Below are 15,376 nucleotides of genomic sequence, written 5' to 3' on the forward strand. Positions count from 1 at the left end.
CACGACGCCGCGGGCCCGGGGCGCCGGGCGGATCGCGATGGGCCTCCACCCTAACCCGGTCGCCTCCTGCGGACTTGGGTACCCTGTCAGGGTGATCGACATCAACCAGCTCCGTGAGAACCCCGACGTCTTCCGCACCTCCCAGCGTGCCCGCGGGGCGGACGACTCCCTGATCGACCGGATCCTGGAGGCGGACGTCGAGCGCCGTCAGCTGATCACCGAGTACGAATCCCTGCGGGCCGAGCAGAACGCCTTCGGCAAGCAGGTGGCCCGGGCCCAGGGCGAGCAGAAGCAGGCGCTGCTCGCGGAGGTCAGGGAACTCGCCGCGCGGGTCAAGGAGGCGCAGGCGGCGTCGGAGGCCGCCCGGGCCCGCCAGGACGAGTTCGTCGCGGTCGTGGACAACCTCGTCCTCGACGGCGTCCCCGCGGGTGGCGAGGACGACTACGTCCTGCTCAGGACCGTCGGGGAGCCCCGCGACTTCGCCGCCGAGGGCGTCGAGCCGAAGGACCACCTCGAGATCGGCGAGCTCGTGGACGGCATCGACATGGAGCGGGGGTCCAAGGTCTCCGGCGCGCGGTTCTACTTCCTCAAGCGGGACGTCGCCCGGCTCGAGACCGCCCTGCTGCTCATGGGCCAGGACCAGGCCGTGGACAACGGGTTCGTCCCCATGACCACCCCGAACCTCGTGCGCCCCGAGATCATGAGCGGCACGGGCTTCGACGTCGCGCACTCCGACGAGATCTACCACGTGGGCAAGGACGAGCTCTACCTCGTGGGCACCTCGGAGGTGCCCCTCGCCGGGTACCACGCCGACGAGATCCTCGACCTCTCCGACGGGCCCCTGCGATACGCCGGCTGGTCCTCCTGCTACCGCCGCGAGGCCGGGTCCGGGGGCAAGGACACCCGGGGCATCATTCGCGTGCACCAGTTCAACAAGCTCGAGATGTTCGTCTACTGCTCCCCGGAGGACGCGGAGGCGGAGCACGCGCGGATGCTCGCGTGGGAGGAGGAGATGCTCGCCAAGTGCGAGCTCGCCTACCGGGTGATCGACACCGCCGCCGGGGACCTCGGCACCTCCGCGGCCCGCAAGTACGACTGCGAGGCGTGGGTGCCCACCCAAGGCAGGTACCGGGAGCTGACCTCGACGTCGAACTGCACCACCTACCAGGCGCGGCGCCTCAACATCCGGGAGCGGCTGCCCGGGACCACGGACGCCGCCGGCAAGGTCCGCAAGGGCGGCACCCGCACGGTGGCCACCCTCAACGGGACGCTGGCGACCACCCGCTGGCTGGCCGCCATCCTCGAGACCCACCAGCAGGCCGACGGGTCGGTGCGCGTCCCCGAGGCGCTGCGGCCCTATCTGCGCGGCCAGGAGGTCATCCCCGTCCGTCGCTGAGCCGCCCGACGGCGTTCGACTCCTGTTCATCTCACATCGAAATCTCGGCCATCCTGTCGGTGTGATGTGGCACCATGTCCCGCATGACAAAAGAAAAGACCGCTGGCACCGAGGACCAGCACGAACTCGTCGGCATCAACTCCACCGTCCCGCTGAAGGTCGAGCACTCGGAGGACCTCAGCGACACGGCCGGTGGCACCACCGCGCCCGCGCGCTCCGCCGCGGACGTCCGGATCCCCCTCAAGGTCCAGCCTCCCCGCTCGAACGGGTGGAAGAAGGAGGCGGGCGTCCAGTACCTGGTGGCCCTCGACGTCGACGGAACGCTCGTCGACCACGACGGCCACATGTCTCGGCCGGTGCGCGAGACCGCCGCGGCCGTGCTCGAGGCCGGCCACCACGTGGTCATCTCCACCGGCCGCTCCAAGGGGGCGACCCTGCCCGTGGTCGAGCTCATCGGCCAGGAGCGCGGCTACGCCGTGTGCTCCAACGGAGGCATGACGCTCGAGCTGGACCCGGCGCTGCCGGAGTACCACCGGGTGCTCGAGTGCGTCTCCTTCGACCCGGGCCAGGCCCTCGAGGCCCTCGAGCAGCGCCTGCCCACCGCGAAGTTCGCCCTCGAGACCGAGGACGGGTCCTTCTACTCCACCGAGCGCTTCCAGGACGCGTCCTTCGGCATCGAGGCGATCGGCGTGGACCTGCACCAGTTGGCGCGGATGCAGGCCGTGCGCATGGTGGTCTACAGCACCGAGCACACCCCGGAGGAGTTCGCCCTGGCGATCGACGAGGCCGGGCTGCACGGCGTCACCTACTCAGTTGGCTGGAGCGCCTGGCTGGACATCGCCGCCAACGGCGTCTCGAAGGCCAGCGCCCTGGAGCAGATCCGCCGCCGGCTCGGCGTGGACCCGGCCCACACGGTCGCCGTCGGCGACGGCCGCAACGACATCGAGATGCTCGACTGGGCCGCCCGCGGCGTGGCCATGGGCCAGTCCCCGGACGAGGTCGTGGCCGCGTGCCACGAGGTGACGCACACGGTCTACGAGGACGGCGTCGCCCGGATCCTGCGCTCGCTGCTCTGAGGTCCGCGGGTCACAGCCCGTACTCCTCGAGCAGCCGCAGCCACACCTCGCTGACGGTGGGGAAGACGGGCACCGCGTGCCACAGCCGCTCCAGCGGCACCTCGCCGACCACGGCGACGGTCGCCGCGTGCAGCAGCTCCGTCACGTCCGGGCCGGCGAAGGTCGCGCCGACCAGGGTCCGGCGCCCTCGGTCCACGACCAGCTGCGCCCAGCCGCGGTAGCCGTCGCGGTGCAGGAGCGCCCCGGCCACGTCGATGGCGTGCTCCACGACGTCCACCTCCAGGCCGTCCTCGCGGACCTGCTCGGCGGAGCGGCCCACGGAGGCCACCGCGGGGTCGGTGAAGACGACCTGCGGCACGGCGCACTCGTCGGCCGTGGACACGAACGGGGACCACGGGGGCGCGGACGCCTTCAGCCGGCCGGCCGCACGGGCCACGACCGCGTCCGCGACGGCGCGCGCCTGGTACTTCCCCTGGTGGGTCAGCAACGGCCCGCCCGCCGCGTCCCCGGCGGCGTAGAGCCAGGCGCCGTCCGCGCCCGCCACCAGGCCCGAGCCGTCGACCCGCAGCGCGGCCGGGTCCAGGCCGAGATCCTCGAGTCCCAGGTCCGCCAGGGCGGGCTGCCGCCCCGTGCTCACCAGCAGCCGCTCCGCGGAGACGGTCCCGCCGCCCTCGAGAACGAGCTCGATGCCGCTGCCGCCGGACCGGATCCGCTCCGTGCCCCGTCCCTCGACGAGCGTGACGCCCTCGGCGTCCAGGGCCTCGCTGACGAGCCCGGCGGCGGTGGACGGGAAGGCGCTGAGCAGCCGGCTGCGGGCGACCACCGTGACCCGGGAGCCCAGGCGGGCGAAGGCCTGCGCGAGCTCCGTGCCGGCCACGCCCCCACCGAGCACCACCAGGGAGCCGGGGACCTCCTGTGCGGCGGTGGCGTCCCGCGTGCCCCAGAACGGCACGTCGTCGAGACCCGGGACCGGGGGGACGACCGGCCGCGAGCCCGTGGCCAGCACCACGGCGTGCCGGGCCTCCAGCACCCGGACGCCGGCGTCCTCGGCGGTCACCCGGACGCGCCGGGGCCCGGCCAGTGCGGCCCGGCCCCGGACCAGGTCCACGCCGACCCCGGCCAGCCACTCGACCTGGCCGGTGTCGTCCCAGTGCGCCGCGAACCCATCCCGGCGGCGCAGGACCGCCGCCGCGTCCAGCGGGCCGGTGACGGCCTCCGCCGCCCCGGCCACGGCGCGGGCGGCCTCGACGGCCGAGCCGGGGCGCAACAGCGCCTTCGACGGCGTGCACGCCCAGTAGGAACACTCCCCGCCCACGAGCTCCGCCTCGACGAGCACGGCGCTCAGCCCGCCCCGCACCACGCGGTGGGCCGCGTTCTCGCCGACGGGACCACCGCCGATCACCACGACGTCGTATGCGTCCCCGGGCTCCGCCATGCCTCGAGTCTGCCAACCGGCACGCCGCCGGACAACAGCTCCGGCAGCGTTCCGGCGGATGTGATCTGCGTCACGTCCATGCAAGTGGGGGTGATAGCATGACCGGCAGACCGGGTGACGACGTCATCGACGACGACCGAAAGGCGTGCCGTGATCGAGTACGTGTCCGACCGGTGGGAGCAGATCCTCTTCGCCAGCTGGCAGCACTTCTCCCTGGTGGTCCAGTGCCTGGTCCTGGCGACGGTCCTCGCTGTGGCGCTCGCGGCCCTGTGCTACCGCTCGAATCGGCTCACGACCGTGGCCAACAACGTCTCGGCCGTGGGGCTGACCATTCCGTCCTTCGCGCTCATCGGCCTGCTGATCGCCCCGCTGGGCTTCGGGGTGACCCCCGCGGTCGTGGTCGTCACCTTCTTCGCCGTCCTCCCCGTGCTGCGCAACGCGCTCGTCGGGCTCGCAGGGGTCCCGCAGGCCACCGTCGAGGCCGCACGCGGGCTCGGCATGAGCCGGGCGGCGACCTTTCTGCGCGTGGAGCTGCCGATGGCCTGGCCGGTCATCCAGGCCGGCATGCGGGTCTCGGCGCAGATGGTGATGGGCGTGGCCGCCATCGCCGCCTATGTGCTGGGCCCCGGCCTGGGCGGCTTCATCTTCTCCGGTCTGTCGCGGCTCGGGGGCGCCAACTCCTTCGCGTCGGTCGTCACCGGCGTGGTCGCCGTCATCGTCGTCGCACTCATCCTGGACGGGCTGCTCGTGCTGCTCGGCCGACTCACCACATCGCGAGGTATCCGTGTCTGACTCCGTGACCACCCCCCGCACCGACTCCTCCGTCACCGGGGCCCGGATCCTGCTGGAGAACGTCTCCAAGCACTACCCCGGGCAGGCCAGGGCCGCGGTCGACGGCCTGACGCTCGAGATCCCCGCCGGCAGCATTGTCATGCTCGTGGGCCCCTCCGGCTGCGGCAAGACCACCACGCTGAAGATGATCAACCGGCTCATCGAACCCACCGACGGGCGGATCGTCATCGACGGTCAGGATGTGACCTCGATGAACGGCGACGAGCTGCGCCGCGGCATCGGCTACGTCATCCAGGCGGGCGGCCTGTTCCCGCACATGAGCGTGGCCACCAACATCGGCATGGTGCCGAAGATGCTCGGCTGGGACAAGCAGCGCATCGCCGCGCGCGTGGACGAGCTGCTCGAGCTCGTCTCCCTCGACCCCGCCGTCTACCGCGACCGGTACCCCCGGGAGCTCTCCGGCGGACAGCAGCAGCGCGTCGGCGTGGCCCGGGCCCTGGCCGCTGACCCGCCCGTGCTGCTCATGGACGAGCCGTTCGGCGCGGTCGACCCCATCACGAGGCAGCGGCTCCAGGACGAGCTCATCAACATCCAGCACGAGCTGCAGAAGACCATCGTGTGCGTCACCCACGACTTCGACGAGGCGGTCAAGCTCGGCGACTGGATCGCGGTCTTCGACGAGGGCGCCCGGATCGTCCAGTACGACGCCCCGGAGCGCATCCTGGCCGAGCCGGCGGACGAGTTCGTGGAGGACTTCATCGGCTCGGGCGCGGGCCTCAAGCAGCTCACCCTCACCCGGGTCCGGGAGGTCGATCTCGTCCCCGCGGTGACCACCCGACCCGGCGAGGACGTCCGGGCGGTGCTCGGGCGGATCGACGAAGCGGGCACCCGGGACGTCGTCGTCGTCGACGATCGTGGCCGGCCGCTGTCCTGGCCCTCCCGCCGGCAGCTCGAGCGCTTCGGGACCGTCCCCGGGGAGCGCAACGACCGCCTGCCCCTGGTCGGCACGGGCGCCACGCTCAACGACGCGCTGGACACGATGCTCGTCTCCAGCACGGGGGCCGCGCTCGTGGTGGGAGCGCGTGACCGGTTCGAGGGCGTCATCTACGTCGAGACCGTCATGGCCGCGATCACCGAGGCCCGCCGGGCCGTGGCCGCGGAGGACGCGCCCCTCGGCCACAACACGGGCGAGATGCCCGCGGTGAGCGCGAGCTCGGGGGGCGGGGACCGATGAGCGCCCAGACCGAGCGCCCCGCCGCCGCGGAGCCGGACCCCGGTGACACCGGTGACGCCCCCCGGTCCCGCCCGTCCTCGGTCGACACGGACCAGCGCACCTGGAAGGGCCTGCTCCTGCAGCCCCTGGCGATCCTCGTGGCGCTGGGCCTGCTCGTGCTGTGGCTGTCCACGGCGGAACTGACGGAGACGGAGGCCGTGACCCTGAGCCCCGCGTCGCTGTGGAGCTACACCGTGGACCACCTGCAGCTGACGGTCGTGGCCACGGTGGTGGTCCTGCTGATCGCCATCCCGGCCGGCATTCTCCTGACCCGCAGGCCGCTGCGCTTCCTCACCGGCCCGGTGATCGCGCTGGCGAACATCGGCCAGGCCGCCCCTGCGGTCGGCCTCATCGTCCTGTTCGCCTTCTGGTTCGGCTTCGGCTTCCGGGCGGCCGTGGTCGCCCTGATCGTCTACGCGATCCTGCCCGTGCTGAAGAACACCATGGTCGGCCTCGACGGCGTGGACCGCAGCCTCGTCGAGGCCGGGCGCGGCATGGGGATGAGCGCTGCCTCGGTGCTGTTCCGCGTGGAGCTGCCTCTGGCCGTGCCGGTCATGCTGGCCGGCGTGCGCACCGCCCTGATCCTGGTGGTCGGCACGGCGACCCTGGCCACGTTCGTCAACGGCGGCGGGCTGGGGCTGCTGATCACCACCGGGGTCAACCTCAACCTCGTGCGGGTGCTGATCGCCGGCTCGATCCTCGTGGCGCTGCTCGCGCTCGCCATCGACTGGATCGGCCGTGTGGTGGAGCACGTCGCGCGCCCGAAGGGACTGCGATGAGAACCTCCCGCGCCGCCGGCGGTGCCCTGCTGCTCTCCAGCGCCGGCCTGCTCCTGACGGGCTGCGGGCTCGAGCCCTCCACGGCCTACGTGCCCGACGCCGAGCCCGGCTCCATCGAGCCGGTCGCGGGCGCCGAGGGCACGGAGGTGCGGGTGACGTCGAAGAACTTCACCGAGCAGCTCATCCTCGGCAAGGTCGCGGTGCTGGCCGTGCAGGCGGCAGGCTTCGAGACGGAGGACATCACCAACGTCCCCGGCTCCCAGCCCGTGCGGGAGCTCATGCTCACCGGGGACGCCGACCTCACGTTCGAGTACACGGGCACGGCGTGGCTGACGTACATGGGCGAGGAGACCGGAATCCCGGACCAGCAGGAGCAGTGGCAGGCCGTGCACGACGCCGACCTGGACAACGGCCTGACGTGGGGCGCCCCGGCGGCCCTCAACAACACCTACGCCATGGCCGTGCGCTCCGAGTACGCCCGGGCCAACGATCTGGAGACGGTCTCGGACATCGCGAACCTGCCGGTCGCGGAGCGGACGTTCTGTGTGGAGTCGGAGTTCAACTCCCGCAGCGACGGACTCACCCCTCTGCTCGCCCACTACGACCTGGACCGCGGCAGCGAGGTGCCCGAGGGCAACATCGGCATCTACGACACCGGCGCGATCTACTCGGCCACGGACGACGGCGAGTGCAACATCGGCGAGGTCTTCTCCACGGACGGCCGCATCCCGGCCCTCGATCTCACCGTCCTCGAGGACGACCGGCAGTTCTTCCCCGCCTACAACGCCGCCCCCGTGTTCAGCACCGAGCTGCTGGACGAGTTCCCCGCGCTCGAGCAGGTCCTGGAGCCGATCGCCGCGGCGCTCACCGACGACGTCATGCAGGAGCTCAACCGGCAGGTGGACGTCGAGGGGCGGGACCCGGCCGACGTCGCCTACGAGTGGATGCTCTCCGAGGGATTCATCGTCGAGCCCTGAGACCCGACGCGAGCCGGCCCGTCCGGGGCCGGCACGCACAGGCCCAGCAGCCGGGCCGCCGCGGGGCGGGCGTCCTGCTCCTCCTGCCACAGGGACCGCGCCACCGCCTTGGAGACCGCCTGCGGGGAGATGCCGAGCTCGGCGGCCACGACCTTCTGCTGGCCGCGGGCGCCGGGCACGAGCAGCTCGACCACACGCCACTCGGCGTCACTGCGCTCCGCCACGATCCGGCCCAGCAGGTGCAGCACGGCCTGCGCCTGCGCCGCAGCCGGCGCGTCGTCGGCGGCGACGTGCACCGGCACCCGCCCGGTGGCGGCCTCGGCGGCGCGGCGCGCGTGCGCCGTCCCGGGGCCGTCGGCGCGCAGGCCCGTCCGGCCCTCCGGGTCGGTCGCCGTCTCGAGCCGGACCGGTCCCACCCCGATCCCCACGCTCCAGGTCCCGCCGCGCAGCCCGGCGAGCGCGGCCGCGACCGCGGCGCCGGGATCGGCGGTGATGCCCTGGACCGCGTGCGCCCGGGCGCGCTGGAACGGCACCACGGTCTCGAGGTCCGCGAGGCGGCGCAGGAGGCCCGGCACGAGATCGCCCGCCTCGCGGTGGCGCTGGTCCAGGGTCACGACGTACACGGTCCCAGTATCGGGCACGGGGGCCGCGGGGGCGCGGGGGCGCGGCCGGGGCTCACTCCCAGAACCGCGGTTCGATGTCCACGCCCTGCACGATGAGCTCGTCCTCCAAGGGCTCCCGGCACACCACCGGCAGGCGCAGGCAGCCGATGCGGTCGTCGAGGCCGAAGTAGGCGGTGAGCCGGTCGAAGCCCTGCCGGAACGGTGCCAGCTCCTTGGCGGTGGCGGCGACCTCGGCCAGGTCGGCGTCGGAGCCGAGCACCCAGAAGGAGTCCGGGTCGGTCAGCTGGAGCAGTCCCACGGGCGCCCCGGCGTCGTTGTTCTCGGTCCCGGCCCAGCCGGGGGCGCGCAGCCACCCCCCCGGTGCCGCCGCGCCCAGGGCCGGCGCCAGGGGGTCGTACTCCCACGCCCTGGCACGTTGGAGCCACGCGGGCGGCTCCGGGAGGTAGAGCGGGCCGTCGAGGTCCACGGGCCACCGGGCGGCGGCGAACGCCCCGGCGTCCACGCGGTCCCAGAACTGTTCCGCCGTGAGGTCGGTGCCCACGCTGTTGAGCGCAGCCCCGGGATCGTCCTGCCGCATGCCGTGCCAGTAGGTGGGGCGGGTCGGGACGTCGGCGCGCCGCAGCAGGGCGTCCAGCTCCTCCAGGTGGGCCGGCTCGCCGAGCACCACCGTCCTGCTCTCGAAGTGCAGGACGTAGGGCACGCGCTCGGTGCTCACGGCAGCTCCGCGGGCCGTCCGCGGCGGCACAGCCGCGTGAAGCGGCCGAGCACCTGCAGCGCCTCCGGGGTGGCGGGCAGGTAGTCCGTCAGGGCGGGGGAGCGCACCACCACGGCGCACCACTGCCCGCGGGAGACCGCCACGTTGAGCCGGTTGGGGGAGAGCAGGAACTCCATGCCGCGCGGACCGTCGGCGGCGGAGGCGGCCATGGACACGATCACCACGGGGGCCTCCTGGCCCTGGAACCGGTCGACGGTGCCCACGCGGACCCCGCCGCCGTCCTCGTCCCGCAGGCCCGCGGCGACGAGCTCCCGGCCGATCAGCTCGACCTGGGCGTTGTACGCCGCCACCACGAGCACGTCCTCGGGCGTCAGCGCCGCCGGGAGGACTCCCGGGCCGGAGCGCCACGGCGTCCCGACGAACTCGTGGACCAGCTCCACGACGTGCCGGGCCTCCTCGGGCGAGGCCGTGCGGTTGCCGGTGTGCTCGACACAGCTGGTGCGCAGGCCGGGCGCCACGCCGGTGAGCTCGCGGCGGCTCGCGGCAGGGGCCGACCCGAGCCGCCCGGCGTAGGACAGCTCGGAGACCGGTTCGCACAGGGCCGGGTGCATCCGCCAGGTGCGGTCCAGGAAGTAGCCGTGCTCGGCGGGCAGCGTGGGCGAGCCGTGGGAGAGCCAGCCCAGCGCCGACTCGTCCACGGGCAGGGGGTGGGTGCCCTGCGAGACCTGCGGCAGCTGCTGCGGGTCGCCCAGCAGCAGCACGCGCCGCGCGGCGCGGGACACGGCCAGGGTGTTGGCCAGCGAGTACTGCCCGGCCTCGTCGACGACGAGCAGGTCCAGGGCCTCGTCCTCGAGGTGCTTGGCGTTGGAGAAGTCCCACGCGGTGCCGCCCACCACAGCGCCGCCGTCCGCCAGGAACGCGGCGAAGTCCTTCCCCGGGACCTCGCGCCACGGCGCCTCCCGGTCCGCGAGGCGGCCGGAGGGCGGCTTCTTGCCGACGCGCTCGGGGGCGACCCCGCCCTTCTCGAGCACCCCGGTGAGGAGGTTCTCGACGACGGCGTGGGACTGCGCCACCACGCCGATCCGCCAGCCGGCCGCCACGAGCCGGCCGATCACGTGGGAGCCGAGGAACGTCTTGCCGCTGCCAGGGGGTCCCTGGACGGCCAGGAAGCTGCGGTCGACGGAGCGCAGGGCCTGCACCACGGCGTCGATCGTGCCGTCGGGGCCGTCGTGCGGGCGGGGCAGGGGTCCGCCGTCCGCCGGCCGGGGCGCGCGGCGCAGGAGCAGCTCGAGGCCCGGGTGCTCCGGCAGTTCGGGCAGGGCCTCGGCCGTGCGCGCGGCGAGGGCCTGCAGGGACTCCTCCAGGGAGCGCGTGGCGATCGGCTGGGCCGGGCCCAGGGCGATCGGCAGCTCCGCCCAGGGCTCGGGGGCCGGGGCGGCCCGCGGCGTCCTCAGCCGTTCGCGCACGGTCAGCACCGCCGTGCCGTCCTCGTGCTCCTCGAGGTCCTCGAGCACGGCGTTCCAGTCCCCGGCGCGGCCGCTGCCGCGCGGCGCGGCGTCCTCGGCCAGGTGCGCGGGCACGGGGGCGCCGTACATCAGGTACAGCCCCGTGGTGCCCGGCTTCGGCGTGGAGCCCTCGCCGAACCGGCCCGCGAGGCGCAGGAGCCGGGTGGGTGCGGCGCTGCTGCGCTTGGCCGGGTCCTTCGCCCAGTCCTCGAGCACCTCCGCGCGCCGGACCACGAACACGTCGCGGGCGTCCTCCCAATCCTCCACGGGGCCCTCGAGGCGGTCGAAGTGGGACCACCAGTACTGCTTGCGCTCGCGCCGGTGGTAGCCGGTGGCCGAGGCGACCATCGCGACGGCCGTGCGCTGCTCCTCCGTCAGGGCGTCCCGCGCCGCCGGGTCGTCCAGGTGCGCGTGCAGGCGCTGCTCGGCACCGCTCATCCCGGCGTCCGGCGGCCCCTCGGGCAGCTCGAGCCGCTCCCGGGCGGGGCGCGGCGGGTGGTCCTCCGGGTCCGGGGAGATCCCGGCGAGGCCCAGCAGCCAGTCCCGCAGCCGCAGGGTCGAGAGGCAGTCGTACGCGTTGTAGTCGGCGATCCCGGCCAGCAGCCGCTCCGCGGCGTCCACCTGCCCGGCCGCCCGGGCCGTGCACCAGTCGGCGTAGGCGACCACCGACGCACCGGCGTCCACGACGTCCCCGGTGCGCAGGTGCTCGCCCATGTAGAGCGGCTCCAGCTTCTTGATCGAGTACGAGCTCTCCGACAGCCGCAGGCTTCCCCGCACGGTGTCGTAGAGATCCACCAGGACGTTCTCGCGCAGCAGCTCGTCCACGGCGTCCTCGCCCACGGCGTGCACGAGCGAGAGCCGGCGCAGGGCCGCCTTCTCGTAGTTGGCGTAGTGGTACACGTGCATCCCGGGGAAGCGCCGGCGCCGCTCGGCCACGTAGTCCAGGAACGCCCGCAGCGCGTCCCGCTCCTGGGCCCGGGAGTGCGCCCAGAACGGCCGGAAGACGGGGGCGGCGACGGGCCCGGGGGGCTGCTCGACGACGCCGAACAGGTACTCGAGCCCCCAGGACGTCAGGTCCCCGGGGTCCTGCCACAGCGGATCGCCCTCGAAGTCGAAGAACACGTCCCCGGCGTCGGGGGCCGGCAGCCGCCGCAGAGGGTCCGTGGCCGTGACGCGGTAGGCGACCCGGCGGGTCCCGCCGTCCTTCTGGTACTCGACCGCGCCGTCCTCCCCGCCCCGGCCGGTCTGCATGGCCGCCTGGTCCCGCAGCCGCCGCACCGCGGCGGGGAGCCCACCGCCCTCCAGCGCCGCGAGCTCGTCGACGGTGCGCACCCCGTGCCGGTCGCGCAGCGTGCGGCGCATCCGCACGGACAGTCCCGCCGTCAGCAGCAGGTCCCGGTGCTCGGCGACCGCCCGGGCGCAGTGCTCGCACCGGCCGCAGCGGGCGACGTCGTCGTCCTGCCAGTCCACGGGTCCGGTCCGCGACCGGTGCGCGGCGGCGGCCGCGACGAACCGCTCCCGGCGCTCGCGGTAGACCGCCAGGTACTCGGACACGGGGAAGACCGCCTCCCGCTGGTCGCCGAGGACCAGGGTCACCTCGGGGGCCACGTCCACCCCGGCCCGCTCGAGCTGGTCGGCGTAGGCCGCGAGCTGCAGCAGGGCGGTGACCTTGGCGTGCCGGGCCAGCTTGGTGTCGTGCACCGCGTACGCGCCGTCCGGGCGGCGGACGAGGAAGTCGGCGCGGCCGTGGAAGCCGCCGTCGAAGAAGGAGGCCTGGAAGACCACGTCCGCCCCCGCGCGCAGGGCGCCCAGGGACTCGGCGTGCTTGGCCGTCAGCTCGTCCCGGTCCATGCGCCGGGCCGGCTCGACCTCGTGCACGCCCCGGCCGGTCGCCGGGTCCCAGGGGCCGAACGCGTCCCGGTGCGCGGCCAGGACCCGGTGCTCGTGGGCGTCGCCCAGCTCGGCCGTGCGGTCGAGCATCGCGTCCCGCTCCGGGGCCCGGCGGGGCGTCCGGCCCAGCTTCTCGTCCAGGACGCACAGGCTCGCGTAGGGGCACTCGGCCGCGCGCACGAGGTCGCTCGCGGAGAAGACGAGATCCGCCTCGGGGCCCAGCAGGAACATGCGCATCCTTCCGACGGCACCGGGTCCGTCCCGGGTCCGCGTCCATCGAACCACAGGGACCGGACGTCACAAGGCGGGCGGGACCAGGTGCGCAGGACGGTGATCGGCCGGCAGGTCCTCGGACCTGCCGGCCGACTCCCGGCGGACCGGTGAACGGTCCGCCGGGATGGACCGGGAGAGATCGGTGGGATGCGGCGCGGGTGGGGGGACCCCCGCCGCCACCGGGCACCTCGCGGGTGCGCTCCGGCGACCTCGATCCCGGTCGGCGGCCCGGATGCCGATGGGGGGATGCATCCCGGGGCCGTCGGGCCGGTTCAGCCGGCCCGGTCCCAATATAACGAAATTCATGGAATCTCAGTAGGGTGCACGTCACGCCGCGCCGTGCGGCCGGTTCGTCCGGCGGCCCGGCAGCCGCAGGGGCCGGGGACCGTCCGGTCCCCGGCCCCTGCGGGCGCGCCCGTCCGTCAGTCGGTGGACGGGGCCTTCTCCTCCGCCTCGGCGGCCGAGTCGTAGTGGGACTGCTCGAAGCGCTCGCGGGCCTCCTCGACGAGGCGCTCGGCGGTCTCCCGGCCCTCCCAGCCCTCGCCCTTGACCCACTTGTTGGGCTCGAGGTCCTTGTAGCGCTCGAAGAAGTGCTGGATCTCCTTGAGCTTGAACTCGTCGATGTCGTCGAGGCCCTGGATGTGGTCGTAGCGCTTGTCCGTGGACACGCACAGGATCTTCGCGTCCCCGCCGGCCTCGTCGTTCATGTTGAACACGGCGATGGGGCGCGACTCCACGAGCACGCCCGGGACGATCTCGAAGTCCAGGAGCACGAGGGCGTCCAGGGGATCGCCGTCCTCGCCCAGGCTGTCCTCGAAGTAGCCGTAGTGCGCGGGGTACTGCATCGACGTGAACAGGACGCGGTCCAGGCGGAGCCGGCCGGTCTCGTGGTCGATCTCGTACTTGACGCGGGATCCCCGGGGGATCTCGATGGTGACGTCCAACTCCATGGTGCTTCTCCTCGTGCTGGGTGGGCCCGGAGGGGCCGGAAAGGGCTGACAGCGGCCGAGCGCGGCCGCACCACCCGGGCGGGGTGGGGCAGATCCGACACCCACGATAGCGGCGGCCCCGCGGGCGGCGGTAACCGTCCGGCCCGCCGCGGCACCACCACGGCGCCGCTCCGGAGCGCGTGCAGGAGCCGCCGCCGGGCCGCGGCACGGACCACAATGGGGGCATGAGCAGTCCCCGACGCCACGGTTCCCCCTCCGGGCAGCGGCGGCCGCGGGCCCGCCCCGGCCGCGGCCTCCGCGCCCTGACGGCGCTGCTGGCCGCCGGCTGCGTGGCTGTGGCGGGCTGGCTGCACCCCCACTGGGCGCCCGCGCTGGGCCTGGGCGGCGACGACCTCCCGGCAGCCCGCGTCCTCCCGGCGGAGGCGCCCGCCCCCGCCGGTGCCGTGCCCCCCGATCCGGCCGCCCCGGTGCCCGGCGCCGAGGAGGTGGCCGCGGCAGTGGGGCCCGCGCTCGCCGGCGTTGCGGCCGGACGGCGCTCCGTCCTGGTGGCCGACGCCCTCACCGGAGTGCCGCTGCTCGAACGGGACCCGGACGCGCCCCTGGTCCCCGCCTCCAACCAGAAGCTCGTCACGGCGCTGTCCCTGCTCACCCACGCCGACCCCCGTCAGCGGCTGCGCACCACGGTGGTGCAGGGTCAGGAACCGGGCACGGTGGTGCTGGTGGCTGGCGGGGACACCCTGCTGAGCCCGGGCGGCTCGGACTCGGACGCCGTGCTGGGCCGGGCCGGCATCCGGACCCTGGCGGAGGCGACGGCCGAGGCGCTCGCCGGGCGCGGGGCGGCCGGGCCCACCGATGTGCGGTGGGACGCGAGCCTGTTCTCCGGTCCGGCCCTCAACGAGGACTGGGCCGCGGGGGACGTCGCGGCGGGACAGATCGGGCCCATCACGCCCATGGCGTTCTGGTCCCACCGCGTGCCCGCGGGGGAGGCGGCGTCGGCCGAGCGGCCCGTGGACGCGGCGCAGGACGTCGCCGAGGTCTTCGCGTCCGAGCTCGCGGCACGGCTCGCCGCCGACGGGGTGCCCGCGCCCGTCCCGGCGGTCGAGCCCGGCCGGGCGCCCGAGGGGGCGGCCGAGCTCGCCGCCGTCGAGTCCGCAACCCTCGCCGAGCAGGCCGAGCTCATGCTGCAGGACTCCGACAACCACCTCGCCGAGGTGCTCGCGCGGCTCGCGGCCCGGGCCGCGGACCGGCCCGCGAGCTTCGCCGGCGGCCGTGCCGCCGCGGCCGGGGCGCTCGCGGCGCAGGGCGTCGGCACGTCCGGCGTCGAGCTCTCCGACGCGTCCGGGATGTCCCTGCGCAACCGGATCTCCGCCCGCGCGCTCGAGCGGGTCGTGCGGGCCATGGTCACCGATCCCACGGGGGCGCTGACCCCGGGCGCCCGGGCGCTTCCGGTGGCCGGCGGCAGCGGGACCCTCGCCGACCGGTTCGACGACGACGCCGAGCTCCCCGGGCGGGGACTGGCCCGGGCGAAGACGGGCACGCTGAACTCCGTGGTCTCCCTCAGCGGACACGTCACCACGGACGGAGGGCGGCTCCTGACGTTCTCCGTGGTGCTCAACGAGGTCTCCGACCCGGCCGCCGCCCGGGACGCCGTGGACCGCGCGGTGTCAGCCCTGGCCCGACTGTGACGGTCCG

At 74.3% G+C, this 15,376-nt stretch carries 12 protein-coding genes; 7 read left to right on the forward strand and 5 right to left on the reverse strand.

The genetic code is table 11. From position 1 onward, the window contains the following. The first annotated feature begins 91 nt into the window (after positions 1-91). Positions 92-1,396, forward strand: coding sequence for a serine--tRNA ligase (serS, locus tag ACFYE1_RS05425; RefSeq protein ID WP_387740776.1), 1,305 nt, complete (start codon positions 92-94; stop codon positions 1,394-1,396). 74 nt (positions 1,397-1,470) lie between these two features. Beyond that, the gene (locus ACFYE1_RS05430; RefSeq protein ID WP_387740778.1) at positions 1,471-2,472 is read left to right on the forward strand and encodes an HAD family hydrolase; all 1,002 of its coding nucleotides are present in this window, start codon (positions 1,471-1,473) and stop codon (positions 2,470-2,472) included. Positions 2,473-2,482: 10 nt separating this feature from the next. Here the strand turns inward: ACFYE1_RS05430 and ACFYE1_RS05435 are convergent, their stop codons facing one another. Further along, positions 2,483-3,907, reverse strand: a complete 1,425-nt coding sequence (locus tag ACFYE1_RS05435; protein WP_387740780.1) for a dihydrolipoyl dehydrogenase family protein — start codon at positions 3,905-3,907, stop codon at positions 2,483-2,485. Between the two features lie 150 nt (positions 3,908-4,057). On the opposite strand from ACFYE1_RS05435, the gene ACFYE1_RS05440 reads away from it, so the two are divergent. From ACFYE1_RS05440 to ACFYE1_RS05455, 4 genes are read left to right on the forward strand one after another with little or no spacing between them, the layout of a single operon-like run. Next, positions 4,058-4,699: an ABC transporter permease gene (locus ACFYE1_RS05440; RefSeq protein WP_387740782.1), complete on the forward strand. Its 642-nt coding sequence runs from the start codon at positions 4,058-4,060 to the stop codon at positions 4,697-4,699. Continuing rightward, positions 4,692-5,933 carry an ABC transporter ATP-binding protein gene (locus ACFYE1_RS05445; protein ID WP_387740784.1) on the forward strand — a complete coding sequence of 414 codons (1,242 nt, stop codon included), beginning with the start codon at positions 4,692-4,694 and terminating at the stop codon, positions 5,931-5,933. The genes ACFYE1_RS05440 and ACFYE1_RS05445 overlap by 8 nt, the downstream gene beginning before the upstream one ends. After that, positions 5,930-6,751 carry an ABC transporter permease gene (locus tag ACFYE1_RS05450; protein WP_387740786.1) on the forward strand — a complete coding sequence of 274 codons (822 nt, stop codon included), beginning with the start codon at positions 5,930-5,932 and terminating at the stop codon, positions 6,749-6,751. Before ACFYE1_RS05445 ends, ACFYE1_RS05450 begins: the two co-directional genes overlap by 4 nt. After that, the gene (locus ACFYE1_RS05455; protein WP_387740788.1) at positions 6,748-7,728 is read left to right on the forward strand and encodes a glycine betaine ABC transporter substrate-binding protein; all 981 of its coding nucleotides are present in this window, start codon (positions 6,748-6,750) and stop codon (positions 7,726-7,728) included. The genes ACFYE1_RS05450 and ACFYE1_RS05455 overlap by 4 nt, the downstream gene beginning before the upstream one ends. Here ACFYE1_RS05455 and ACFYE1_RS05460 read toward each other — a convergent pair. From ACFYE1_RS05460 to ACFYE1_RS05475, 4 genes are all read right to left on the reverse strand, one after another. Further along, positions 7,686-8,351: a hypothetical protein gene (locus tag ACFYE1_RS05460; RefSeq protein ID WP_387740790.1), complete on the reverse strand. Its 666-nt coding sequence runs from the start codon at positions 8,349-8,351 to the stop codon at positions 7,686-7,688. The two genes, ACFYE1_RS05455 and ACFYE1_RS05460, sit on opposite strands and share 43 nt — an antisense overlap. A 52-nt stretch (positions 8,352-8,403) precedes the next feature. Then, positions 8,404-9,066: a hypothetical protein gene (locus tag ACFYE1_RS05465; protein WP_387740792.1), complete on the reverse strand. Its 663-nt coding sequence runs from the start codon at positions 9,064-9,066 to the stop codon at positions 8,404-8,406. Then, positions 9,063-12,692: a TM0106 family RecB-like putative nuclease gene (locus ACFYE1_RS05470; protein WP_387740794.1), complete on the reverse strand. Its 3,630-nt coding sequence runs from the start codon at positions 12,690-12,692 to the stop codon at positions 9,063-9,065. The genes ACFYE1_RS05465 and ACFYE1_RS05470 overlap by 4 nt, the downstream gene beginning before the upstream one ends. Before the next feature lie 464 nt (positions 12,693-13,156). After that, the gene (locus ACFYE1_RS05475) at positions 13,157-13,684 is read right to left on the reverse strand and encodes an inorganic diphosphatase (protein WP_387740796.1); all 528 of its coding nucleotides are present in this window, start codon (positions 13,682-13,684) and stop codon (positions 13,157-13,159) included. Between the two features lie 224 nt (positions 13,685-13,908). Between ACFYE1_RS05475 and dacB the strand changes: the two genes are divergently transcribed. Continuing rightward, complete coding sequence (dacB, locus tag ACFYE1_RS05480; RefSeq protein WP_387740798.1) at positions 13,909-15,369, forward strand: D-alanyl-D-alanine carboxypeptidase/D-alanyl-D-alanine endopeptidase; 1,461 nt, start codon at positions 13,909-13,911, stop codon at positions 15,367-15,369. Positions 15,370-15,376 lie beyond the last annotated feature (7 nt).

Source organism: Kocuria nitroreducens (genome assembly GCF_042879195.1).
GTDB lineage: Bacteria > Actinomycetota > Actinomycetes > Actinomycetales > Micrococcaceae > Kocuria > Kocuria nitroreducens.